This window comes from Rathayibacter sp. AY1G1, from assembly GCF_002932095.1.
Lineage (GTDB): Bacteria > Actinomycetota > Actinomycetes > Actinomycetales > Microbacteriaceae > Rathayibacter.
On the sequence record NZ_PSUZ01000030.1, the window covers coordinates 1 to 22,712 of the forward strand.

The following is a 22,712-nucleotide window of genomic DNA, read 5'->3' on the forward strand; positions in this document are numbered from 1 at the left end:
GGATCGCGAGATTGGCGTACTCGATCCGCTCACCCGTGGCCGCCGCCTCCCGCCGGCCGCTCGACGTCGTCGCCATCGCGGCGGCCGCCCTCGTCAACGAGCGCTACCTCGATCGGCGCTTCACCGTCCACCACCTCGCCGCCGAGCTGCGGATGCCCGCCCTGCTGCTGCGGCTGCGGTTCCGCCGCTGCTACGGGCTCGGCCTCGACGAGCACCTCGCCCTCCGCCGACTCGAGCTGGCCGCCGTCCTGATGGCGAGCACCCCCGTCGCTCTCGGCGGCCTCGACCGCATCGCCCGGGGCTCCGGCTACCGGGGCACCGCCGAGCTGGACCGCGACCACCGGAGGCACCGCCGGTCCTCCGCGCTGGCCGCCTGGTTCCGGGCCGCCCCGCGTCCCGAGCGCGAGCACCGGCCCGGCACCCGGCCCGAGGAGGAGCGGCTCGCCGCAGCGCCGGGCGCCGCGACGCCGGACCGCCCCAGCAGCGTCCGCTCGGCACCTGTCACCCCGCTGAGGCGCCGCGCCTGAGCCCGGCCGCGGAGCGGTACAGTGCCACGATGCGCACCTCCGGAACCCGCCGATGACGGCCGTCCGCTACGTCGCGATCGGCGATTCCTTCACCGAGGGCGTCGGCGACGAGCGGCCGGACGGCACCCCGCGCGGCTGGGCCGATCTGGCGGCCGCGGGATGGGCGGCGGCCACGGGTGAGCGGATCGAGTACGCCAATCTCGCGATCCGGGGCCGGCTCATCGCGCCGATCCTCGCCGAGCAGCTCGAGCCCGCGCTCGCCCTCGGCCCGACCCACCTCTCCTTCAACGGAGGCGGCAACGACATGCTGCGCCCGCGGGCCGACATCGAGCGGATCGCCGACGCCTACCTCCGTGTGCTCGAGCGCTGCGACGAGCAGGGCGTCGTGCTGATCGCCCTGGCCGGCGCCGACCCGTCGCCGCGGCTCCCGCTCGGCTCGCTCATCCGCCGCCGCGGGGACGCGCTGACCGACGCCGTCCTGCGTCGGACGAGCCACCGGACCGACGTGGTCGTCGCCGACAACTGGCACGACCCCGCTTTCGCCGATCCGGAGCTGTGGTCGGAGGACCGCCTGCACCTCGGCCCGCGGGGGCACCGGCGGGTGGCCGACCGGGTCCTGCGGGCGCTCGGGCTCACGCCGCCCGCCGCGCTGCCCGACGCTCCCGAGGCCGCACTCCGGCGCGGCGGAACCGTGCAGTACTACCGGCAGCACGTCGCGCCGTGGGTGCAGCGCAGGCTCACCGGCACGTCCTCCGGGGACGGCCGCGCCGCGAAGTACGCGGGCTTCGTGCCGATCGACCCGGTCTGACGCCTCCTCCGAGGAGCACGGCCCTCGTTCGACGGGCAGGGATCTCCCCTGCGGCGCTCAGCGGCGACCTCTCGTGGCCGCTCGACGACGTCGAGCGCTCAGTGCCAGCCGTACCGCGCCGAGAGCACCCGGGCGACGGCGTCGTACCGAGCACGCTCCAGAGCTGCTCCTTCGCGACGCATCCCGGCGGGGTGCACGCGGAACACGCGCTCCGGGTCGACCCAGCTGGGACGCCCGTCCGGGTCCCAGCCGCCGGTCCCGACGGCCAGGTAGTCGGAGTGCTCCTTCGAGCTCAGCCGCACGGCGAGCACCGTCCCCGACTTCTCGACCGCGAGCACGAGCACCGGGCGGTCCTTGCCGCGGCCGTCGTCCTCCTCGTACGGCACCCAGGTCCAGACGACCTCGCCCGGGTCCGGGTCGCCGTCGGGCGTGGGCGCGTAGCCCAGGCGGACCCCGCGGAGCCGCGATGGGTCGACCTCGACGGTGCGGCCCACTCCGCTCGCGCCCGGGGTCGGCGCCGTCGTGCTCAGGTACGGGCGCTGCGGGCGGGGCCCGGCGTCCGGCCGCGGGGCGACCGCGCGGCCGAGGAGTCGGAGGAGCAGGGACACGACCGAGCGCGAGGAGGGCACCCCGGAACCCTAGCCCGGATTCTCAGCCGCCCGCCCGCGGGGGCGCGCCCGGCGGTCGCCCGGCCCGGATGCGCCGACAGGGTGCCGGCTCCGGAGAGCCGGCACCCCGTCGGGTGCTGCGGATTAGGGGGTCAGTCCGCCAGGACGTAGCCCGCCTCTCCGTGGATGGCCGTGTCGATGCCGGCGATCTCGTCCTCGTTCTTCACGCGGAAGCCCATCGTCTTCTGGATGATCCAGCCGATGAGGAGCGTCATGACGAAGGAGTAGGCGAGGACGGTGAAGGCCGCGAGGGCCTGCTTGCCGAGCTGGCTCGCGTCGCCGGTGAGGAACAGGCCCACGCCGGTGCCGAAGAAGCCGATGTAGAGCGTTCCGATGAGGCCGCCGACCAGGTGCACGCCGACCACGTCGAGCGAGTCGTCGTAGCCGAGGCGGTACTTGAGGTCGATCGCCAGGGCGCAGACGGCTCCGGTGATGACGCCCAGGACGATCGCCCAGAACGGCGACAGGCTGGCGCACGCCGGGGTGATCGCGACGAGGCCCGCGACCGCGCCCGAGGCGGCGCCGATCGAGGTGGGCTTGCCGTCCTTGATCTTCTCGACGACGAGCCAGCCGAGGATCGCGGCGGCCGGAGCGGCGATGGTGTTGAGGAAGGCGACGGCCGCGATGCCGTCGGCGGCGAGCTCGGAGCCGGCGTTGAAGCCGAACCAGCCGAACCACAGCAGTCCGGCGCCCAGGAGCACGAACGGCGGATTGTGCGGCTGGTGCGCGCCCTTGGTGAAGTTGACGCGCTTGCCGAGCACCAGGGCGAGGGCGAGGGCCGCCGCTCCGGCGTTGATGTGGACGGCGGTGCCGCCCGCGAAGTCGATCGCGCCGACGCCGTAGGCGATCCAGCCGCCGTCGACGACGGTGGCGTCGTCGCCGAGGGTGAAGTTGAAGACCCACGAGGCGACCGGGAAGTAGACGACGGTGGCCCAGACGCCGGCGAAGACCATCCAGGCGCCGAACTTCGCGCGGTCCGCGATGGCGCCGGAGATGAGCGCGACGGTGATGATCGCGAACGTCGCCTGGAACGCGGCGAAGGCCAGCGTCGGGTAGGCCGACGTCTGCTCGCCGAGCGCGTCGTTGTAGATGCCCTGCAGGCCGATCTGGGCGGTGTCGATGCCGAGGACGCCGTCGATGCCGACGAAGGTGTCGGTCCCTGCGGGGCCGGACGGGCCGTTGCCGAACGCGATCGCGTAGCCGTACAGGACCCAGAGGACCCCGATGAGGCCCATGGCTCCGAAGCTGAGCATCATCATGCTGATGACGCTCTTCGCACGCACCAGGCCGCCGTAGAAGAAGGCGAGCCCGGGGGTCATGAGCAGGACCAGCGCGGCTGCGATGAGCAGGAACGCGGTATTGCCTTGATCCATTGTTGAACCTCTCGTGAGTGTGCAGAGAAAAGCCCGGAGCGAGGACGCTGCGTCGGAGCACGGCCTGGAGACACGCGGGTGTCGGGTCACCTCGGGTAGCCGACAGTCTGGTGGCGCGAGGTTTCGTCCCGTGAGGCACCGCGTTTCGCGGAGGTTACGGCCGAGGCCCCTGTGTAAAAAGCGCGTTACGGCGCGCTGGCGGACGGCACGACGACGACCCCGGGAACGCCGGGAGGAGAGCGGATCCGCCCCTAGGAGCGGGGCGCCATCGAGGTGAGCGCGATGAGCCGCGACATCGAGCGCAGGTACTTCTTGCGGTAGCCGCCGCTCAGCATGTCGCCGCCGAAGACCTCGTCGAGGGGCGTCCCGGAGGCGAGGACCGGGATCTGCGCGTCGTAGACCCGGTCGATGAAGGCCACGAGGCGCAGGGCGTCGGTCTGGTCGGTCAGAGCGGTGACGCCCCGGAGCACGATGGTGTCGACGCCGTCGATCACCTTGATGTAGCGGGAGGGGTGCACGGTGCCCAGGTGGTGCACGGCGTCCGCGAACGGGTCGTCGGTGACGACGGAGCCGGCGGGGGCGGCCGCGACGAGAGCGTCGATCTCCTCGTCGGTGCGCACCACGGCGTGGCCCTCGATGTCGCGGCGCCGGTAGTCGGTGCCGTCGATCCGCATCGTCTCGAAGTGGGCGGCCATCGACTGGATCTCGCGGAGGAAGTCCGCCGCGGCGAAGCGCCCCTCGCCCAGCGCGTTGGGCGGGGTGTTCGAGGTCGCGGCGATGCGGCTCCCGGAGGCGACGAGCTCGCCGAGGAGCCGCGTCATCAGCATCGTGTCGCCCGGGTCGTCCAGCTCGAACTCGTCGATGCACAGCAGCGCCGAGCCCTTGAGGAGCGAGACGGTCGCCGCGTAGCCGAGCGCGCCGACGAGCGCGGTGTACTCGATGAACGTCCCGAAGTAGGTGCGGCCCGGCACCGCGTGCCAGATCGCCGCGAGCAGGTGGGTCTTGCCGACGCCGAAGCCGCCGTCGAGGTACACGCCCGGCTTGACCGCGGGGGCCTTCTTCCGGCCGAAGCCCAGGAAGCCGCCTCCGCCTCCCTTGGATCCGCCGCCGGCGGCGAACGCGCGCAGAGCCTCCACCGCGTCGGCCTGCGAGGGGTACTCCGGGTCGGGACGGTAGCTCTCGAAGGTGGCGCCCTCGAACTGGCGCGGGGGCACCAGCGTCGACGCGATCTCGTGCCCGCTGATCTGGGGCGAGCGGGCGGTCAGGCTGCTCGTCGATCGGACGTCGTCGGGGCTCACTCGCGTCTCGCATCCTGCGCACGGCGGGGGTCAGTGCGCTCAGTGGCGGCGGCCGCACCGGGCACGGAGCCGCCGCGGTTCTGTGTCGAACTCTTACGGCGCCCTCCGTGCGGCGTCGTCCGCGGACGCGTACTGTCGCTGAAGGGCGGGCTCCAGCGTAGCCCGCCGTGGAATCACGCCCGCGCTCCGCGCACCATCCTGGAGGTCCTCCTTGTCCGTCGAAACCGATCCGTCGCCGAAGTTCGCCTCCTACGCGCACCCCGAACGGCTCGTCAGCGCCGACTGGCTCGAGCAGCGCCTCGGCACTCCCGGTCTCGTCGTCGTCGAGTCCGACGAGGACGTCCTGCTCTACGAGACCGGCCACATCCCCGGCTCCGTCAAGATCGACTGGCACACCGACCTCAACGACCCGGTGCAGCGCGACTACATCGACGGCGCCGCGTTCGCCGCGCTCGTCGGCGGCAAGGGCATCGCCCGCGACACCACCGTCGTCGTCTACGGCGACAAGAACAACTGGTGGGCCGCCTACGCGCTCTGGGTCTTCACCCTCTTCGGTCACGAGGACGTCCGTCTGCTCGACGGCGGCCGCGACAAGTGGCTCGCGGAGGGCCGCCCGACGACCACCGACGCCTCCTCCCCGGAGCCCGCCGAGTACCCCGTCGTCGAACGCAGCGACGCCGAGATCCGCGCCTTCAAGGACGACGTCCTCGCGCACTTCGGCAACCCGCTGATCGACGTCCGCTCCCCGGAGGAGTTCACCGGGCAGCGCACCACGGCGCCGGCCTACCCGGAGGAGGGCGCCCTGCGCGCCGGTCACATCCCGAGCGCGCAGAACGTGCCGTGGGGCAGGGCCGCCGCCGAGGACGGCACCTTCCGCCCCCTCGACGAGCTGAACGGCATCTACCGCGAGGGCGCAGGGCTGAAGGACGGCGACTCCGTCATCGCCTACTGCCGGATCGGCGAGCGCTCCGCCCACACCTGGTTCGTGCTGACCCACCTCCTCGGCTTCGAGGGCGTCCGCAACTACGACGGCTCCTGGACCGAGTGGGGCAGCGCCGTCCGCGTCCCGATCGTGCAGGGCGCCGAGCCCGGCGAGGCCCCCGCGGCCCGCTGACGCGTCACGACGGAGGCCGGGAGCGCCGATCCGCCCGTCGACGGGCCGGATCCGGGCTCCCGGCCTCCGCTGCGACCGCCCGCCGCCCCTCCCCCGATGAGACACTGGACCGGATGACCGACACCACGCTCCCCGACGCTCTGCGCGACATCCGCGAGGAGTTCCTCGCCCTCGAGAAGCCGGAGCGCCTGCAGCTCCTGCTCGAGTTCTCGAATGAGCTCCCCGACCTGCCCGAGCGCTACCGCGACCACCCGGACCTCTTCGAGCGCGTGGAGGAGTGCCAGGCGCCCGTCTTCATCGTCGTCGACGTCGAGGGCGGGATCGTGCACCTGCACGCCACGGCTCCCCGCGAGGCGCCCACGACGCGCGGCTTCGCGTCGATCCTGGCGCAGGGCCTGGCCGGGCTCACCCCCGAGCAGGTGCTCGCCGTCCCCGACGACTTCCCGCAGACCATCGGCCTCTCGGAGGCGGTCTCGCCGCTGCGCCTGCGCGGCATGACCGCGCTCCTCGGCCGTACCAAGCGGCAGGTCCGCGCGCACCTGGCCGCATGATCCTCCGGCCGCTCGTCCCCGCGGGTCCGCCGATCGTGATCGGCGAGGAGGGCGCGCGAGCGGCGGTCGCGGACGCCTGGCGTCCCGACGAGGCGGTGCGCGTGCGCCTGAACATGATCGCGAGCGTCACCGGCTCCAGCACCGGCTCCGACGGCACCAGCGAGACGCTCACCAACCGCGTCGACCGCACGATCCTCGGAGTCGTCCGCGAGCAGGCCGACGTCGTCCTCGTCGGAGCCGCGAGCGTCCGCGCCGAGGGCTACCGCGTCCCCCGGCGGGTCCCGCTCGCCGTCGTCTCCGCCTCGGGCGATCTCGCCGGGCACCGCCTGGAGCTGCAGGAGGGCTCCCGGGTCCTGCTGCTGGTGCCGGAGTCGCGCGGCGCGGTGGAGGGGCTCCCCGCCGGCGTCGAGGTCGTCCCGGTCCCGTCCTCCTCGGAGCGGATCGGCGTCGACGAGCTCCTGGAGGCTCTCGCCGGGCTCGGCCTGCACCGCGTCGTCTGCGAGGGCGGCGCCTCGCTCTCGGGCCAGTTCCTCGCCTCGGGCCGGGTCGACGAGCTGTGCCTCACCACCTCGCCGCGCGTCGTCCTGCCGGGCCTCCCGGTCGCGACGGGCACGGCCGTCGTCGACGACGCCTACGCCCTGACGCTCCTGGCCGCGGACGATTCCGGGGCCGTCTACGCCCGCTGGAGCCGCACGCGCTGAGAGCCGCCCACCCGGCGTGCCTCCGCGTCCCGGGCGCGTCGGAACCCTAGTCTGCGACCGTGCCCGAATTCCCAGCGTCGTCCCAGCTCCCCGAGGAGTTCCGGGTCGCGACGGAGTCGATCCGCGCCGCTGCCACGCGCGCCGAGCTCACCGTGTCCGAGATCGCCTCGCCGTCGGGTCTCGCGCCCTGGGCCCTCGCCCTGTCGGGCGACGTCGCGCCGCACGCGCACGGACGCGACTCCGAGCTGGGCACGGGGCGCTTCATCCTGCTCTACGACCCCGAGGAGCCCGAGCAGTGGGGCGGCCCCTTCCGTGTCGTCTGCTTCGCCCAGGCCCCGCTCGAGGTCGAGATCGGCACCGATCCGTTCCTCGCCGAGGTCGCCTGGTCCTGGCTCATCGACGCCCTCGGGGCGCGGGGCGCCTCCTATTCCGCCGCGTCCGGCACGGCCACCAAGGTGCTCTCCACCGGTTTCGGCGAGCTGGCCGCTCAGGGGGACGGTGCGCAGATCGAGATCCGCGCCTCCTGGAGCCCGGATGATGCGCAGCTCGCCGCTCACGTGGAAGGGTGGGGGGAGCTGTTGTGCATGCTCGCGGGTCTCCCGCCCGTATCGAGCGACGGTGTGACCCCGCTCGCCTTCCGACGGAACAACCGTGACTGATTACCGTGTCCTCTCCACGCCCGACGAGTTCCTCGCCGCGGTCGACGCCCTCGCCGCCGGCGAGGGCCCCGTCGCCGTCGACGCCGAGCGCGCCTCCGGCTTCACCTACTCGCAGCGCGCGTACCTGATCCAGGTCTACCGGCGCGGCGCCGGCGCGTTCCTCTTCGATCCCCCCGCCATCGGCCGGATGGACGCCCTGCAGGCGGTCATCGGCCAGGAGGAGTGGGTCCTCCACGCCGCCAGCCAGGATCTCGCCTGCCTGCGCGAGGTGGGCCTGGACCCGGTGCGGATCTTCGACACCGAGCTCGCCGCCCGGCTCCTCGGACTGCCCAAGGTGGGCCTCGGCGCCGTCGTCGAGGACCTCCTCGGCATCCACCTGGCCAAGGAGCACTCGGCCGCCGACTGGTCGACCCGTCCCCTCCCCCAGAGCTGGCTCGTCTACGCCGCGAAGGACGTGGAGCTCCTCGTGGACCTCCGCGACCGCATGGAGGAGATGCTCATCGCCGCGCGGAAGACGCGCATCGCCCGCGAGGAGTTCGAGGCGACGCTCGCGCGCGCCCCGAAGGCGGTCCCGCCGGATCCGTGGCGCCGCCTCTCCGGCATGCACTCGCTCCGCGGCCCGCGCCCCCTCGCCGTGGCGCGCGAGCTCTGGCTGGCCCGGGACGCGTTCGCCCGCGAGCGCGACATCGCTCCCGGCCGCCTGATCCCCGACTCCTCGATCATCGCGGTCGCCCGCAACATCCCGACCAGCATCGGCCAGCTCTCGGGCCGCCGCGATTTCACCGGCCGCGCCAGCCGCGGCGAGGTCGAGCGCTGGTGGGCCGCGATCGAGCGCGGGACGACGACCGAGGACCTGCCGAGCCCGACCCGCCCGGCCGCCGACACGCTCCCACCTCCGCGCGCGTGGGGCGATCGCAACCCGGCCGCCGACGCGCGCCTGAAGGCGGGACGCGCCGTGGTCACCGAGATCGCGGAGCTGCTCTCGCTCCCGGTCGAGAACCTGCTCACGCCGGAGCTGCTGCGCCGGGTGGCCTGGAACCCGCCCGAGCCGCTGACCGCGGAGTCGGTCGCCGCGGAGCTCACCCGCGCCGGCGCCCGCGCCTGGCAGGTCGAGGCCACGTCGGGCTCGATCGCCACCGCGTTTGTCGAAGCGGCCCAAGCGCCGGCCGAGGGCACCGAAACCCCTTCGTAGGAAGCGGCAAAGGATTCCGGCTGCGCGGTGCCGGTTCCTACGATCGACGGCGACCGTGAGTTCCTGGGAGGCATTGTGGCCGAGAGATCCGAAGTCGTGTTCGTCGACGGAGTCCGTACTCCGTTCGGGCGTGCCGGCGAGAAGGGCATGTACTGGCAGACCCGAGCCGACGACCTCGTCGTCAAGGCGATGATCGGTCTGCTGGAGCGAAACGGCGCGCTGCCGAAGGAGCGGGTGGACGAGGTGGCGATCGCCGCCACCACCCAGCAGGGCGACCAGGGCCTGACCCTCGGCCGCACGGCGGCGCTGCTCGCCGGGCTGCCGAAGTCGGTGCCCGGCTTCGCCATCGACCGCATGTGCGCCGGAGCGATGACCTCGGTCACCGCGACCGCGGGCGGCATCGCGTTCGGCGCCTACGACGTGGTCCTCGCCGGCGGCGTGGAGCACATGGGCCGGCACCCGATGGGCTTCGGCGCCGACCCCAACCCGCGCTTCCTCTCCGAGCGCCTCGTCGGCGAGGACGCGCTCAACATGGGCCGCACGGCGGAGCGGATCCACGACCGCTTCCCGCACCTGACGAAGGAGCGCGCCGACCACTACGCCCTGCGGAGCCAGCAGAAGCTCGCCGCCGCGTACGCCGCCGGCAGCATCCAGCCGGACCTCGTCCCCGTCGCCACGCGCAGCGCCGCGGGCTGGGGCCTCGCGACCGCCGATGAGGCACCGCGCCCCGAGACGACCCTCGAGGGCCTCGCGGGCCTGCGGACCCCGTTCCGCCCCCATGGCCGGGTGACCGCGGGTAACTCCTCCGGGCTCAACGACGGGGCGACGGTGTCGCTCCTGGCCAGCGCCGACGCCGCGCAGGAGCTGGGCCTGTCCGCGAAGATGCGGATGGTGAGCTTCGCGTACGCCGGCGTCGAGCCCGAGATCATGGGCATCGGCCCGGTCCCCTCGACCGAGAAGGCGCTCCGCAAGGCGGGCCTGGGCATCGAGGACATCGGGCTCTTCGAGCTCAACGAGGCGTTCGCCGTGCAGGTGCTCTCCTTCCTCGACCATTTCGGCCTCGACGACGACGACCCGCGCGTCAACGAGTACGGCGGAGCGATCGCGATCGGCCACCCGCTCGCCTCCTCCGGGGTCCGGCTGATGATCCAGCTGGCCCGGCAGTTCGAGTCGCACCCCGAGGTCCGCTACGGCGTGACGGCCCTCTGCGTCGGCCTCGGCCAGGGCGGCACGGTGATCTGGGAGAACCCGCACTACGACGGCAAGCGCGGACGACGGAAGGGACGCTGACCCATGCTCGACGGATTCGAGAACCTCGTGGACCTCGCCGAGGGCGAGGTCGTCACCCACTCCTACGTCCGCGACGTGCCGCTGCCCAGCGGCCGCACGCTCGCCCTGATCACGCTCGACAACGACCGCGACCACACCCGCCCCAACACCTTCGGGCCGGCGTCGCTCTTCGAGCTGGCGGACGTCCTCCTCACGCAGAAGGAGCGCGCCTCGCGCGGCGAGATCCAGGCGGTCGGCATCACCGGCAAGCCGTTCATCCTCGCCGCGGGAGCCGACCTCAGCAAGGTCGGGGCCATCCCGAGCCGTGAGCTCGGCCGCCAGCTGGCGCGCCTGGGCCACCGCACGCTGGGGATGCTGGCCGAGCTGGGCGTGCCGTCCTTCGCCTTCATCAACGGCCTCGCCCTGGGCGGCGGCACCGAGATCGGCCTGAACGCCGACTACCGCACCGTCGACTCCTCCATCCCCGCGCTCGGGCTCCCCGAGGTCTTCCTCGGCATCATCCCCGGCTGGGGCGGCGCGTGGCTCCTGCCGAACCTGATCGGCATCGAGAACGCCCTCAAGGTCGTGGTCGAGAACCCGCTCAAGAACAACCGCACGCTCAAGGGCCAGGAGGTGTTCGACCTCGGCATCGCCGACGCGATCTTCCCGCCCGCCGCCTTCCTCGAGGACTCGCTCCGCTGGGCCGACGGCGTGATCGGCGGCTCCGTGAAGGTGGAGCGGCCGAACGCACCCGGCAAGCTGGAGCGGCTGGTCAAGTGGGACGTCGCGATCTCGATCGCTCGCAAGCAGCTGGAGTCGCGGATCGGCACGGTCGCGGCGTCTCCGTACCGCGCGCTGGAGCTTCTCAAGGCCGCGAAGAACACCACCCGCGAGGAGGGCTTCGCCGCCGAGGACGAGGCGCTGGCCGACCTGATCTCGGGCGACCAGTTCCGCGCGAGCATCTACGCGTTCGATCTGGTGCAGAAGCGTGCCAAGCGTCCCGCGGGAGCGCCCGACAGGGCGCTGGCCAAGCCCGTCACCAAGGTCGGGGTCGTCGGCGCGGGCCTCATGGCCTCGCAGTTCGCGCTGCTCTTCCTCCGCCGCCTCCAGGTGCCGGTGGTCATCACCGACCTCGACCAGGAGCGGGTCGACAAGGGCGTCGCGGGCATCCGCGCCGAGATCGATGCGCTGTTGACGAAGGGGCGCGTCTCTCCCGACGACGCGAACCGCCTCCGGGCGCTGATCACCGGCACGACCGATCGCTCCGACTTCGCCGACGCCGACTGGGTGATCGAGGCGGTCTTCGAGGAGCTGTCGGTGAAGCAGGAGGTCTTCGCCGACATCGAGCGCTACGTCTCGCCCACGGCGGTGCTCGCGACCAACACCTCGTCCCTCTCTGTCGAGCGCATCGGCGAGCGGCTGGAGCACCCGGAGCGCCTCGTCGGCTTCCACTTCTTCAACCCGGTCGCGGTCATGCCGCTGATCGAGGTGGTCCGGACACCGCACACCGACGACGAGACCCTCTCGACGGCGATGGTCACCGCCGCGAAGCTCAAGAAGAACGCCGTCATCACACGCGACACCCCGGGCTTCGTGGTGAACCGCGTGCTGGCGAAGGTCCTGGGCGAGGCGATGCACGCGGTCGACACGGGCACTCCCTTCGAGGTCGTCGAGCAGTCGCTGGCTCCGTTCGGCCTGCCGATGACCCCGTTCGAGCTGCTCGAGCTGGTGGGCCTCAAGGTCGGCGCGCACGTGCTCGACACCCATCACGCCGCGTTCCCCGACCGCTTCTTCGACAGCCCCAACCTGCACCGCCTCGCCGAGCTCGGCCACGTCTTCGAGCGCGACGCGAAGGGGCGGGTGAAGGGCGTCGACAAGCGCGCTGTCGCGATCGTCTCCGGCGGCACGGAGCCGATGACGGCCGAGCAGCTGCGGCTGCGCGTCGAGACGGGTCTCGCGGACGAGGTCAAGCGGATGCTGGACGACGACGTCGTGCACGCCGCGGAGGACATCGACCTCTGCCTGATCCTGGGCGCGGGCTACCCGTTCCAGATGGGCGGGCTCACGCCCTACCTCGACCGGGTCGGCGCGAGCGAGCGGGCGTTCGGGGACACGTTCCACCACCCCGCGATCCGCGGCGTCGACTGACGCGGAGTGTCGTGACGCGGAAGGGGCGCCGGATCGGATCCGGCGCCCCTTCCGCGCGTCGCCTGAGGGACGGGTCCCGACGGCCGATCAGTCGCTGCGGGCGTCGTCCCGGGCCTCGACCTCGTCCGGGAGCGGACGGGCGACCGGGATCTTGCTGCCCAGCACCTGCGCGACGACGTCGCGAGCGATGTGCTGGGGAGTGAGTCCGACGTCCTCGAGGATCTCCTCGCGCTTGGCGTGGTCGAGGAACTGGTCGGGCAGCCCGAGCTCGGTCACCGCGGTGTCCACGCCGGCCTCGCGCAGGTCCTGGCGGATGCGCGTGCCGATCCCGCCGACGCGCACCCCGTCCTCGATCGAGACGACGATGCGGTGCTCGCGGGCGAGCTCGATGATGCTGGTGGGCACGGGCACGACCCAGCGGGGGTCGACGACGGTGGCTCCGATGCCCTGGGCCGCGAGCCGCTGAGCGACCTCGAGACCCATCGCGGCCATCGGCCCGACCGTGACCAGCAGCACGTCCTTGCGCTCGGCGCGGGCGAGCACGTCGACTCCGTCGCCGAGGCGCTCGACGGCGTCGATCTCGTCGCCGACGCTCCCCTTCGAGAAGCGCACCACGGTCGGCGCGTCGGTGACGCCCACGGCCTCGCGCAGCTCCTCGCGCAGACGCACGGAGTCGCGCGGAGCGGCGAGGCGGATGTTCGGGACGACCTGCAGGATCGCCAGATCCCACATGCCGTGGTGGCTCGGACCGTCGGGCCCGGTGACTCCGGCGCGGTCCAGTACGAAGGTGACGCCCGCGCGGTGCAGTGCGACGTCCATCAAGACCTGGTCGAATGCGCGGTTCACGAAGGTGGCGTACAGCGCGACGACCGGATGCAGCCCGCCGAAGGCGAGACCGGCGGCCGAGGTCACGGCGTGCTGCTCCGCGATGCCGACGTCGAAGACGCGCTCCGGGTACTTCTCCGCGAGGCGGTCGAGACCGACGGGCCGGAGCATGGCGGCCGTGATGCCGACGATCGTCGGGTCCTCGTCGGCCAGGGTGACGATCTCCTCGGCGAACACCGAGGTCCACGATCGGGCCCCGGCCGCGCTCAGCGGCTCGCCCGTCTCGGGGTCGATCTGCCCGACGGCGTGGAACTGGTCGGCGAGGTCGTGCACGGCCGGACCGAAGCCCTTGCCCTTCTGGGTGATCGCGTGGACGATGACCGGCTGGCCGTAGTCCTTCGCCTGCTGGAGGGCCTCCTCCATCGCCGTCAGGTCGTGTCCGTCGATCGGCCCCAGGTACTTGATGTCGAGGTTGGAGTAGAGCGCCTCGTTGTTGATGAAGCGGCTGAGGAAGCCGTGGAGCCCGCCGCGCACGCCGCGGTAGACGGCGGCGGCGGGGCCGCCCAGCCGCTCCGAGACGGCCCGGGAGCCGCGGTGCATCGTGCGGTAGGTCGGCCGCGTGCGGACGCCGTTGAGGAAGCGGGCCATGCCGCCGATGGTCGGGGCGTAGGAGCGCCCGTTGTCGTTGACCACGATGACCAGCCCGCGGGAGTTGTCGTCGCTGATGTTGTTCAGCGCCTCCCAGGTCATGCCGCCGGTGAGGGCGCCGTCGCCCACGACCGCGACGACGTGGCGGTCGGTCTGACCGGTCATCGTGAAGGCGCGGGAGATGCCGTCCGCCCAGGACAGCGAGCTGGAGGCGTGCGAGCTCTCGACGATGTCGTGCGGCGACTCCCTCCGCTGCGGGTAGCCGGCGAGGCCGCCGCGCTGCCGGAGCTTCGAGAAGTCCTGGCGACCGGTGAGCAGCTTGTGGACGTAGGACTGGTGGCCGGTGTCGAACACGATCGCGTCGTGCGGCGAGTCGAAGACCCGGTGGATCGCGATGGTCGTCTCGACGACGCCGAGGTTCGGCCCCAGGTGGCCGCCGGTCTTCGAGACCTCGCGCACGAGGAAGTCGCGGATCTCCTGCGCCAGCGTCTCGAGCTCGGCCGCGGTCAGGCGATCGAGATCGCGAGGACCGCCGATGGTCTCGAGAACAGCCATGCGCGCCGCCTTCCGGGGTCGTGAGCGAGGTGGGGACGTCTCCCGAGTCTACGCACGGGGCCCCCGGGAACGCGTGTGCGCCTCCCCCGCAGGGAAGGCGCACACGCTCTGCGGCTGATCTAGACGAGCGAGCGCAGCACGTACTGCAGGATGCCGCCGTTGCGGTAGTAGTCCGCCTCACCGGGGGTGTCGATGCGGACGACCGCGTCGAACTCGACGGTCCGCTTGCCCTCGGCCGAGTGCTCGGTCGGCTCGGCGACGACGTGGACCGTCTTGGGGGTGACGCCCTCGTTCAGCTCCTCGATGCCCGAGATGCTGATCGACTCGGTGCCGTCCAGGCCCAGCGACTCCCAGCTCTCGCCCGCGGGGAACTGCAGCGGGACGACGCCCATGCCGATGAGGTTCGAGCGGTGGATCCGCTCGAAGCTCTCGACGATGACCGCCTTGACGCCCAGCAGGCTCGTGCCCTTGGCCGCCCAGTCGCGCGACGAGCCGGAGCCGTACTCCTTGCCGCCCAGGATGACGAGCGGGGTGCCCTCGGCCTGGTAGTTCTGCGACGCGTCGTAGATGAACGACTGCGGGGCGTCCGGCTGCGTGAAGTCGCGGGTGTAGCCGCCCTCCACGCCGTCGAGCAGCTGGTTGCGCAGGCGGATGTTCGCGAACGTGCCGCGGATCATCACCTCGTGGTTGCCGCGGCGCGAGCCGTAGGAGTTGTAGTCCTTGCGGTCGATGCCGTGCTCGTCGAGGTAGCGGCCGGCGGGGCTGTCGGCCTTGATCGAGCCGGCCGGGCTGATGTGGTCGGTCGTGACGGAGTCGCCGAGCTTGGCGAGCACGCGGGCACCGGCGATGTCGGTGACCGGGGTCGTCTCCATCGTCATGCCGTCGAAGTACGGGGGCTTCCGCACGTAGGTCGACGACTCGTCCCACTCGAAGATCGAGCCCTCGGGGGTCTGCAGCGCGCGCCAGCGCTCGTCACCGTCGAACACGCCCGCGTACTGCGTGTCGAACATCGACTTGTCGATCGACGAGTCGATCGTCGCCTGCACCTCGGCCGCGTCGGGCCAGATGTCCTTGAGGAACACGTCGTTGCCGTCGGAGTCGGTGCCGAGCGCGTCGACCTCGAAGTCGAAGTTCATCGAGCCGGCGAGCGCGTAGGCGATGACGAGCGGGGGGCTCGCCAGGTAGTTCATCTTCACGTCCGGGTTGATGCGGCCCTCGAAGTTGCGGTTGCCCGAGAGCACGGCGGTCACGGCGAGGTCGTTGTCCTGCACCGCGGCCGAGATCTCCTCGAGCAGCGGGCCGGAGTTGCCGATGCAGGTCGTGCAGCCGTAGCCGACCGTGTAGAAGCCGAGCGCTTCGAGCGACTCGGTCAGGCCGGCCTTCTCGTAGTAGTCGGTGACGACCTTCGATCCGGGCGCCAGCGTGGTCTTGACCCACGGCTTGGCCTTCAGGCCCTTCTGCGCCGCGTTGCGGGCCAGCAGGCCGGCCGCGAGCATGACGGACGGGTTCGACGTGTTGGTGCACGAGGTGATCGCCGCGATCGCGACGGCGCCGTGATCGATCGTGAAGGTCCCGCCCTCGCCGAGCTCGACCGTGGTCGGCTTGGAGGCGGTCGCCGGCGCGTGCGAGCGGTGGGTGTGCTCGTGGCTGCTGTGCTCGTCCTGCGGCTGCAGCTCTCCGGGGTCGGAGGCGGGGAACGACTCCGCGATGGTCAGGTCGACGATGTCGTGCGAGACGTCCGCGTAGTTGGTGAGGTCCGACTCGAACTGCGTCTTGGCGGACGAGAGCTCGATCCGGTCCTGCGGGCGCTTCGGGCCGGCGATCGAGGGGACGACGGTGCCGAGGTCGAGCTCGAGGTACTCGCTGAAGACCGGCTCGACCGCGGGGTCGTGCCAGAGCTTCTGCAGCTTGGAGTACTGCTCGACGAGGGCGATCTGCTCGTCGCTGCGGCCGGTGAGGCGCAGATAGTCGAGGGTCACGTCGTCGATGGGGAACATCGCGGCGGTGGAGCCGAACTCGGGGCTCATGTTGCCGATGGTGGCGCGGTTCGCGAGCGGCACCGCGGCGACGCCTGCCCCGTAGAACTCGACGAACTTGCCGACCACGCCGTGCTTGCGCAGCATCTGCGTGATGGTGAGCACGACGTCCGTCGCGGTCACGCCGGTCGGGATCGAGCCGGTGAGCTTGAAGCCGACGACCTTCGGGATGAGCATCGAGACGGGCTGGCCGAGCATCGCGGCCTCGGCCTCGATGCCGCCGACGCCCCAGCCGAGCACGCCGAGGCCGTTGACCATCGTCGTGTGCGAGTCGGTGCCGACGCAGGTGTCGGGGTAGGCGCGCAGCGCACCGCCCACCTCGCGGGTCATGGTGACGCGGGCCAGGTACTCGATGTTGACCTGGTGCACGATGCCGGTTCCGGGCGGGACGACCTTGAAGTCGTCGAAGGCGGTCTGGCCCCAGCGGAGGAACTGGTACCGCTCGCCGTTGCGCTCGTACTCGAGCTCGACGTTGCGCTCGAGCGCGTCCTCGGTGCCGAAGAGGTCGGCGATGACGGAGTGGTCGATCACCATCTCGGCGGGCGCGAGCGGGTTGATCCGGTTCGCGTCGCCGCCCAGGGCAGCGACGGCCTCGCGCATCGTGGCGAGGTCGACGATGCAGGGCACGCCGGTGAAGTCCTGCATGACCACGCGGGCCGGCGTGAACTGGATCTCGGTGTCGGGCTCCGACTCCGGGACCCACTCGCCGAGGGCGCGGATGTGGTCGGCGGTGATGTTCGCGCCGTCCTCCGTGCGGAGGAGGTTCTCGAGCAGCACCTTGAGGCTGAACGGGAGCTTCTCGTGACCGGGGACCCGGTCGATGCGGAACACCTCGTAGTCGGTCGAGCCGACCTTCAGGGTGTCTTTCGATCCAAAGCTGTCTACCGCGGACACGTCGCCCTCTCCTTCGCTGACTGCAGCGTCCGCCGACGGGCGGAGCCGCTCTCCGTCCTCATCTTGACGACCGCGCACAGCGGCCTGCCACCAAGGAGGACCTAACTCCTCGACGCCGAGGCGCCCGGTCGACCTCGCCGCGACGGTGCGGGGAGGCGAGCGCTATTTATCTCGACGTCGAGACAATTCTATGCACGATCCGGAGCATCGCCCGCATCGGCGCGCTCGTCGGCTCCGCGGTACTCGGCCCGGACGGCGAGCACGGTGAGCACCAGCAGCGGCGCGTACAGGGGCAGGCCCAGCGCCAGCTTCCAGATGCCCAGCGCCGTGGTGTCCTCGGCGAGGAACAGCGGGTACTGCACGGCCAGGCGCAGGAGGAAGAGCCCCGCCCACGCGAGGGTCAGGGCGCCGAAGAGGCGGCGCTTGCGCCGATCGGATCGCCAGGCGGTGCCGTCCCCCATCAGGAAGCCGGCGGCGACGCCGATCAGGGGCCAGCGCACGAGGACGGAGAGGAGGAAGACGAGCCCGTAGACGAGGTTGGTGAGCAGCCCCAGGGCGAAGTTGTCGACGCCCCGCCCGGTGAACAGCGCCAGTGCGGCCGAGACCACCACGGCGAGCAGCCCGCCGACGGCCTGGATCACCGGCGTCCGGCCGAGCACCCGCGCCACCGTGAACGCCACGGCGAGCCCGACGGATGCGACCAGCGAGAGCACCAGCTCCGAGGTGACCGTGTAGAGCAGGACGAAGGCGATGCCGGGCACGACGGCCTCGAGGATCCCCCGGACGCCGCCCATGGTGCGCAGCAGCGCCTTCCCGTCGAACGGCTCGCCGTCGGCGACCGCGCCGAGTCCCGAGCGGCGGGCGGCCTGCGCGATCGCGTCGCCCACCTCGGGCCGGACCGGCTCCTCCGATCGGGCCGGGTCCTCGGGCCGCACCGGCTCCATGCCGGTCAGCTCGCGCTCTGCTGGGTCTGGCTGCCGGTCGGCACCTTCAGCGGGATCAGGTCGCGCGGAGGCATCGGGCCGCTGCCGCGGACCACGACGATGCTGCGGAAGAGCTCCTCGACCGAGGCGGCCGCCTGCTCGTCGACGGCTCCGGCTCCGGCGATCACGCCGCGGAGGAACCAGCGCGGACCGTCGACGCCGACGAACCGGGCGACGCGGGTCTGGCCGCCGGCGATCGGGAGCTCGGCGACGAGCTCCGGACCGAAGACGCCGTCGCGCTCCGTCGTCGATCCGCCCTGACGGCCGATCTGCTCGGCGATCTGGCCGCGGATCTCGTGCCAGAGGCCCGAGGAGCGCGGCGCGGAGAAGGGCTGCACCTGCAGCGTCGACCCTGCGTAGTCGAGGCCGACGGCGATGACGCGCTTGGTCCCCTCCTCGACCTCGAGGCGGATGTGCATGCCCTCGCGGGGAAGCACCTTCACCCCGCCGAGGTCGATGTAGGGGCGGACCGGGTTGGCCTCGCGCTCGTCCAGGGGCCCGGCCTCCGCGCGGTCCTCCGGCGCCGACTTCTCGAAGTCCTGCTGGACGGGCTCGGCGGCCTCGCCGGTCGTGGACTGGATGTCGCTCATGCGCTCTCCTCGTGGATTCTGGTCTCCTGGGCGCCGGCGGCGTACCCGGTGGATCCGAAGCCGCCCGTGCCGCGGACCGACTCGGGAAGCTCGTCGACGGCCGTGAACCTCGCCTGGACGACGGGGACGATCACGAGCTGCGCGATCCGGTCCCCCGCCGAGACGCGGTACGTCTCGCGGCTGTCGGTGTTCAGCAGCGCCACCCGGATCTCGCCGCGGTAGCCCGCGTCGATCGTTCCGGGGGCGTTGACGACGGTGATGCCGTGCCTGAAGGCCAGCCCGCTGCGGGGGACGACGAAGCCGGCGTGGCCCTCCGGGAGGGCGACGGCCACCCCGGTGCCGACGGAGGCGCGCTCACCGGGGGCGAGCACCACGTCCTCCGTCGAGTGGAGATCGGCTCCCGCGTCGCCCGGACGGGCGTAGGAGGGGAGCCGGTCCGCGGTGATCGGGACGTCGACGGTTGCAGGCACGTGACGAGGGTAGACCAAACGTCTGATCCAATAGGGTCATGTCGTCCTACCGAGAGAGGCTGTGGCCCGCGCCCTGGCTCTTCGTCGCCACCGCCCTCGTGATCCCCGCCAGCATCCTGGTGTTCGCGCCCATCGACCTCGCGGTGGGGGTGATCGTCGCGGTCGTGCTGTACGCGGGCTGCGTGCTGTCGCTGCTGGCCCTCTCCCCCGTGATCGAGGTGGCGGAGGGTGAGCTGCGCGCCGGCCGCGCGCACATCCCGCTGGACCTCGTGGGCGAGCCGTCCTCCTACTCGGGGGACCAGGCGTTCGCCGAGCGCGGGACGCGCCTGGACGCGCGGGCGTACCTGGTCATCCGCGGCTGGGTGAAGGAGGTGGTGCGGGTCCCGATCGAGGATCCGGCCGACCCGACGCCGTACTGGCTGGTCTCCACCCGCCGCCCGGACGACATCGTCGCCGCGATCCGGGGATCACGGCGACGGAGCGGTCGTCCTTCGGAGCCGGGAGGCGCTTAAGCGGCGCACTCCAGGCAGATCGGTCCGAGCTTCTCCTCGTGGTCGATCTGCGAGCGGTGCTTCACGAGGAAGCAGCTCACGCACGTGAACTCGTCCGCCTGGGGCGGAAGGACCACGACGTCCAGATCGAGGTCGGACAGATCGGCACCGGGCAGTTCGAATCCGCCCGGGTTGTCGGCGTCATCGACGTCGACGACTCCGGACATCTTGTCGGGGACTCGCTCCTTCAGGGCCTCGATCGACTCGGAGTCGTCATCGGTCTTGCGGGGGGCGTCGTAGTCCGTAGCCATTCCCATCCACTTCTTATTTCTGCTGTTCAACAAATCGGCGGGGTCAGTGTGCATCACGACGCATCGATTCGCAAACCACCTCGAACGGCTCTTGACACCCGCTCGCCCCGCCTCCTTCCGCACCAACTTTCGACCCGCCCGGGGTATTCCCGGCCGATCGCCCGGGCGCGTGGCATCCTTGCCCGGTCCGCGTCCAGAAGGAGGGTCCCCACGATGATGGAACTGAAGGTGATCGGCGTCGAGGGCGGATCGCTCGTCCTCGTGTCCGAGGGCGGCGAGCGCTTCTCGGTCCGCATCGACGAGACGCTGCAGAGCCAGCTGCGGCCGCGGGTCCACACCCTCCCGCCGCGCGAGAAGCGCGTCTCCCCCCGCGAGATCCAGGCCCACATCCGCTCCGGGCTCTCCGCCGAGGAGGTCGCCGAGCTCACGGGCGCCGACCTGGGCTACGTCCAGCGCTTCGAGGGACCCGTCACGGCCGAGCGCGAGCACATCGTCGCGTCCGCCCTCGCCGTGCGCGTCTACACGACCACCGACCCCGATCCCCTCGAGGAGGGCACGCCCTTCGGCGACGTCATCCGCGACCGCCTCGCGTCGCTCGGCGCCGAGGGCGAGCAGTGGTCGAGCTGGAAGGAGGAGGAGGGCTGGGTCGTCAAGCTCCTCTTCCGCTCGGACGAGATCGACCACGACGCCCGCTGGCGCTTCGACCCGCGGAAGGCGCTGCTGTCGCCGCTGACCTCCGAGGCGATCACGCTCTCGCAGCAGGGCGAGATCCGGCCGACCCTCATCCCGCGCCTGCGCGCCGTCATCCCCGCCGCCGTCGACGAGCTCGCCACGCGCTTCGACACGGAGTCTGCGGAGGCGCCGAGCCGCTCCGCCCGGGCCGACCACCCCACCGCCGGCCGCCCCGCCGCGATGCCGCACGCCCGGCCGGCCGCCGTCCGCCCCTCCGACACGGAACCGCAGCCGGCCCTCTCCGAGACCCCGCGCCCGATCTCGACGCTCCCCCGCCCCGTCACGAGCACGACGGAGCAGCGCGAGCGCAACCTCAACGACACCGCCGACCTGCTCGACGCCCTGCGGCGCCGCCGGGGCGAGCGCGATCACGCCTCGAGCCTCCGCGTCCGCGAGGAGCCGGAGCCCGAGGCCGAGGCCGCTCCTCCGGTCGAGAAGGCACCGGAGCCGCCGCGCACCGCTCCCCCGGTCCCCGAGCAGCCGTCGGGCGTGCGCGGGAGCCTCCGCCGGGGGCGGGCGTCGATGCCGAGCTGGGACGAGATCGTCTTCGGAGCGCGCAGCGACGACTGACCCTCCGCCGGCGCGGCTCCGCCGGGGCGGACGGTGCCCCCCGTCCCTCCGGCCCGGCTCAGGCCAGCGCGCCGAAGCGGAGGAGCGGCACCTGCGTCTCCTCCGGCGTGAGCGACCCGTGCTGTCCGATCATCGAGCGGCCGGAGGAGTCGTCCGCCGCGTAGTAGGCGATGGTCCTCCGTGCCGCGACGAACACGTCGCCCATCCGCTCGGCCGCCGCCGGCGAGACCTCGCCGAACCAGCCGCTCGCAGCGACCCCGTCGCGCGTCGCGATCCAGGCGCGTGCGCCCTCCGCCTCGATCCAGCGCCGCGCCACCTCGTCGGGGTCCACACCCGGCTCGAGGTGCAGCTGCAGGCAGCGGGGCTCTCCGCCGAGGTGCCGGACGCCCTCGAGCAGCGGTCCCCGCTCGACGAGCACGTGCGAGGACGCCGGAACGTCCACGATGCCGTGGTCGGCGGTGACCAGCACGCTCTCGCGGGCGGAGAGCCCGCGGACCGCTCCGCCGACCTCCCCGTCCAGGAGCTCGAGCGCTGCCGTCCACTCCGGCGACTCCCAGCCGCGCGCGTGCGCCGCCTGGTCGAGCTCGGGGACGTAGAGGTACACGAGCTGCCGGCCGCCCTCGTCGAGCAGGGCGCGCGCCGCCGTGAAGCGCTCGGCGACGCCGCCGGCGGAGTGGTACTCGGCGCCGCGCAGGATCGCCCGCGTGAGACCGGAGCGGGCGTACCGCGCGGGGCCGATCACTCCGGCCCGGACACCGGCGGCCGAGGCCTGCTCGAAGACCGTGGGGTGGGGCTGCCACGTCTCGGGCACCATGCCCTCGTCCCAGCCGGAGAGCTGGTTGACCAGGCGGTCGGAGGCGCGGTCGAGCACGCGGTAGCCGACCATCCCGTGCCCGCCCGGGCGCAGGCCCGTCGTCAGGCTCGCCAGGGCCGCCGCGGTGGTCGTCGGGAAGCCCGAGACGAGCGTGGTGCCGCGGTTGAGGGCCGGGGCGAGCGTGCGCGAGTGGCCCCCGCGCTGGCGGAGGTTCGCGGCACCCAGGCCGTCGACGAGGACGACCACGATCCGCTCGACGCGGGGCGAGCCGAAGAGGCCGGGGCGGCCCAGGAGCGCGTCGAGGGCGCCCGGCAGGACGTCGGCGAGGCTCCGCCGCCCGTCGGGGGCTGGCGGTAGCATGTGGGTCATCGCGCCCAGTTTCGCACAGCGCCGCCGTCCCCGCCGGGCCGGTGCGGCGGAGCGTCCGCGTGAACGGGAGGGCCGGTCCCGTCCGCGAGGCGCCGTCTCCGCTCCGCCCGTCCCGT

21 protein-coding genes are annotated in these 22,712 nt (G+C 72.4%); 11 read left to right on the forward strand and 10 right to left on the reverse strand.

All coding sequences use genetic code 11. The features are described 5' to 3' along the window. Together C5C36_RS14840 and C5C36_RS14845 are read left to right on the forward strand one after the other, a co-directional pair. The coding region (locus C5C36_RS14840) for a hypothetical protein (RefSeq protein ID WP_219814906.1) at nucleotides 1-527 on the forward strand (527 nt) is incomplete at its 5' end. Between the two features lie 52 nt (nucleotides 528-579). After that, on the forward strand, nucleotides 580-1,335 hold the full coding sequence (locus C5C36_RS14845) for an SGNH/GDSL hydrolase family protein (protein WP_104262912.1): 756 nt from the start codon (nucleotides 580-582) through the stop codon (nucleotides 1,333-1,335). 98 nt (nucleotides 1,336-1,433) lie between these two features. On the opposite strand, the gene C5C36_RS14850 is transcribed toward C5C36_RS14845, so the two are convergent. The 3 genes from C5C36_RS14850 to zapE all read right to left on the reverse strand — a co-directional run bounded on the left by C5C36_RS14850 (nucleotide 1,434) and on the right by zapE (nucleotide 4,674). Further along, nucleotides 1,434-1,964 carry a type II toxin-antitoxin system PemK/MazF family toxin gene (locus C5C36_RS14850; RefSeq protein WP_167299028.1) on the reverse strand — a complete coding sequence of 177 codons (531 nt, stop codon included), beginning with the start codon at nucleotides 1,962-1,964 and terminating at the stop codon, nucleotides 1,434-1,436. A gap of 131 nt (nucleotides 1,965-2,095) precedes the next feature. Continuing rightward, entirely contained in the window at nucleotides 2,096-3,376 is a 1,281-nt protein-coding gene (locus C5C36_RS14855) for an ammonium transporter (RefSeq protein ID WP_104222080.1), read from the reverse strand. A 251-nt stretch (nucleotides 3,377-3,627) separates the two neighbouring features. Further along, nucleotides 3,628-4,674, reverse strand: a complete 1,047-nt coding sequence (gene zapE, locus C5C36_RS14860) for a cell division protein ZapE (RefSeq protein ID WP_104309983.1) — start codon at nucleotides 4,672-4,674, stop codon at nucleotides 3,628-3,630. 211 nt (nucleotides 4,675-4,885) lie between these two features. Here zapE and C5C36_RS14865 point away from each other — a divergent pair, with 211 nt between their 5' ends. From C5C36_RS14865 to C5C36_RS14895, 7 genes are all read left to right on the forward strand, one after another. Continuing rightward, complete coding sequence (locus tag C5C36_RS14865; protein ID WP_104232576.1) at nucleotides 4,886-5,788, forward strand: sulfurtransferase; 903 nt, start codon at nucleotides 4,886-4,888, stop codon at nucleotides 5,786-5,788. Nucleotides 5,789-5,901: 113 nt separating this feature from the next. Beyond that, nucleotides 5,902-6,339 (forward strand): SufE family protein, encoded by a 438-nt coding sequence (locus tag C5C36_RS14870; RefSeq protein ID WP_104222086.1) that lies wholly within the window; start codon nucleotides 5,902-5,904, stop codon nucleotides 6,337-6,339. Continuing rightward, nucleotides 6,336-7,040 carry a dihydrofolate reductase family protein gene (locus C5C36_RS14875; RefSeq protein WP_104222088.1) on the forward strand — a complete coding sequence of 235 codons (705 nt, stop codon included), beginning with the start codon at nucleotides 6,336-6,338 and terminating at the stop codon, nucleotides 7,038-7,040. The genes C5C36_RS14870 and C5C36_RS14875 overlap by 4 nt, the downstream gene beginning before the upstream one ends. A gap of 59 nt (nucleotides 7,041-7,099) precedes the next feature. Further along, complete coding sequence (locus C5C36_RS14880; protein WP_104222090.1) at nucleotides 7,100-7,699, forward strand: DUF3000 domain-containing protein; 600 nt, start codon at nucleotides 7,100-7,102, stop codon at nucleotides 7,697-7,699. After that, complete coding sequence (locus tag C5C36_RS14885) at nucleotides 7,692-8,891, forward strand: ribonuclease D (protein WP_104222092.1); 1,200 nt, start codon at nucleotides 7,692-7,694, stop codon at nucleotides 8,889-8,891. Before C5C36_RS14880 ends, C5C36_RS14885 begins: the two co-directional genes overlap by 8 nt. A 75-nt stretch (nucleotides 8,892-8,966) precedes the next feature. Next, nucleotides 8,967-10,181: a thiolase family protein gene (locus C5C36_RS14890; protein WP_104250321.1), complete on the forward strand. Its 1,215-nt coding sequence runs from the start codon at nucleotides 8,967-8,969 to the stop codon at nucleotides 10,179-10,181. Nucleotides 10,182-10,184: 3 nt separating this feature from the next. Next, complete coding sequence (locus C5C36_RS14895) at nucleotides 10,185-12,308, forward strand: 3-hydroxyacyl-CoA dehydrogenase NAD-binding domain-containing protein (RefSeq protein ID WP_104309984.1); 2,124 nt, start codon at nucleotides 10,185-10,187, stop codon at nucleotides 12,306-12,308. 87 nt (nucleotides 12,309-12,395) lie between these two features. Here C5C36_RS14895 and dxs read toward each other — a convergent pair whose 3' ends face one another. The 5 genes from dxs to dut form a co-directional block, all read right to left on the reverse strand. Beyond that, nucleotides 12,396-14,336 (reverse strand): 1-deoxy-D-xylulose-5-phosphate synthase, encoded by a 1,941-nt coding sequence (gene dxs / locus C5C36_RS14900; protein ID WP_104222098.1) that lies wholly within the window; start codon nucleotides 14,334-14,336, stop codon nucleotides 12,396-12,398. A 119-nt stretch (nucleotides 14,337-14,455) separates the two neighbouring features. Continuing rightward, nucleotides 14,456-17,266: an aconitate hydratase AcnA gene (acnA, locus tag C5C36_RS14905; protein WP_104222099.1), complete on the reverse strand. Its 2,811-nt coding sequence runs from the start codon at nucleotides 17,264-17,266 to the stop codon at nucleotides 14,456-14,458. Nucleotides 17,267-17,454: 188 nt separating this feature from the next. Further along, nucleotides 17,455-18,210 (reverse strand): DUF3159 domain-containing protein, encoded by a 756-nt coding sequence (locus tag C5C36_RS14910; protein WP_104225233.1) that lies wholly within the window; start codon nucleotides 18,208-18,210, stop codon nucleotides 17,455-17,457. 5 nt (nucleotides 18,211-18,215) lie between these two features. Then, on the reverse strand, nucleotides 18,216-18,839 hold the full coding sequence (locus C5C36_RS14915; protein ID WP_104222103.1) for a DUF3710 domain-containing protein: 624 nt from the start codon (nucleotides 18,837-18,839) through the stop codon (nucleotides 18,216-18,218). Next, nucleotides 18,836-19,309 (reverse strand): dUTP diphosphatase, encoded by a 474-nt coding sequence (dut, locus tag C5C36_RS14920; protein ID WP_104222105.1) that lies wholly within the window; start codon nucleotides 19,307-19,309, stop codon nucleotides 18,836-18,838. The genes C5C36_RS14915 and dut overlap by 4 nt, the downstream gene beginning before the upstream one ends. Nucleotides 19,310-19,347: 38 nt before the next feature. Here dut and C5C36_RS14925 point away from each other — a divergent pair, with 38 nt between their 5' ends. Next, complete coding sequence (locus tag C5C36_RS14925) at nucleotides 19,348-19,821, forward strand: DUF3093 domain-containing protein (protein WP_104309985.1); 474 nt, start codon at nucleotides 19,348-19,350, stop codon at nucleotides 19,819-19,821. On the opposite strand, the gene C5C36_RS14930 is transcribed toward C5C36_RS14925, so the two are convergent. Next, entirely contained in the window at nucleotides 19,818-20,111 is a 294-nt protein-coding gene (locus tag C5C36_RS14930) for a DUF4193 domain-containing protein (RefSeq protein WP_055792269.1), read from the reverse strand. The two genes, C5C36_RS14925 and C5C36_RS14930, sit on opposite strands and share 4 nt — an antisense overlap. A gap of 213 nt (nucleotides 20,112-20,324) precedes the next feature. On the opposite strand from C5C36_RS14930, the gene sepH reads away from it, so the two are divergent. Further along, complete coding sequence (sepH, locus tag C5C36_RS14935) at nucleotides 20,325-21,413, forward strand: septation protein SepH (RefSeq protein ID WP_104232567.1); 1,089 nt, start codon at nucleotides 20,325-20,327, stop codon at nucleotides 21,411-21,413. Between the two features lie 58 nt (nucleotides 21,414-21,471). On the opposite strand, the gene C5C36_RS14940 is transcribed toward sepH, so the two are convergent. Continuing rightward, nucleotides 21,472-22,596, reverse strand: coding sequence for an alkaline phosphatase family protein (locus tag C5C36_RS14940; protein ID WP_258063710.1), 1,125 nt, complete (start codon nucleotides 22,594-22,596; stop codon nucleotides 21,472-21,474). Nucleotides 22,597-22,712: the final 116 nt, after the last annotated feature.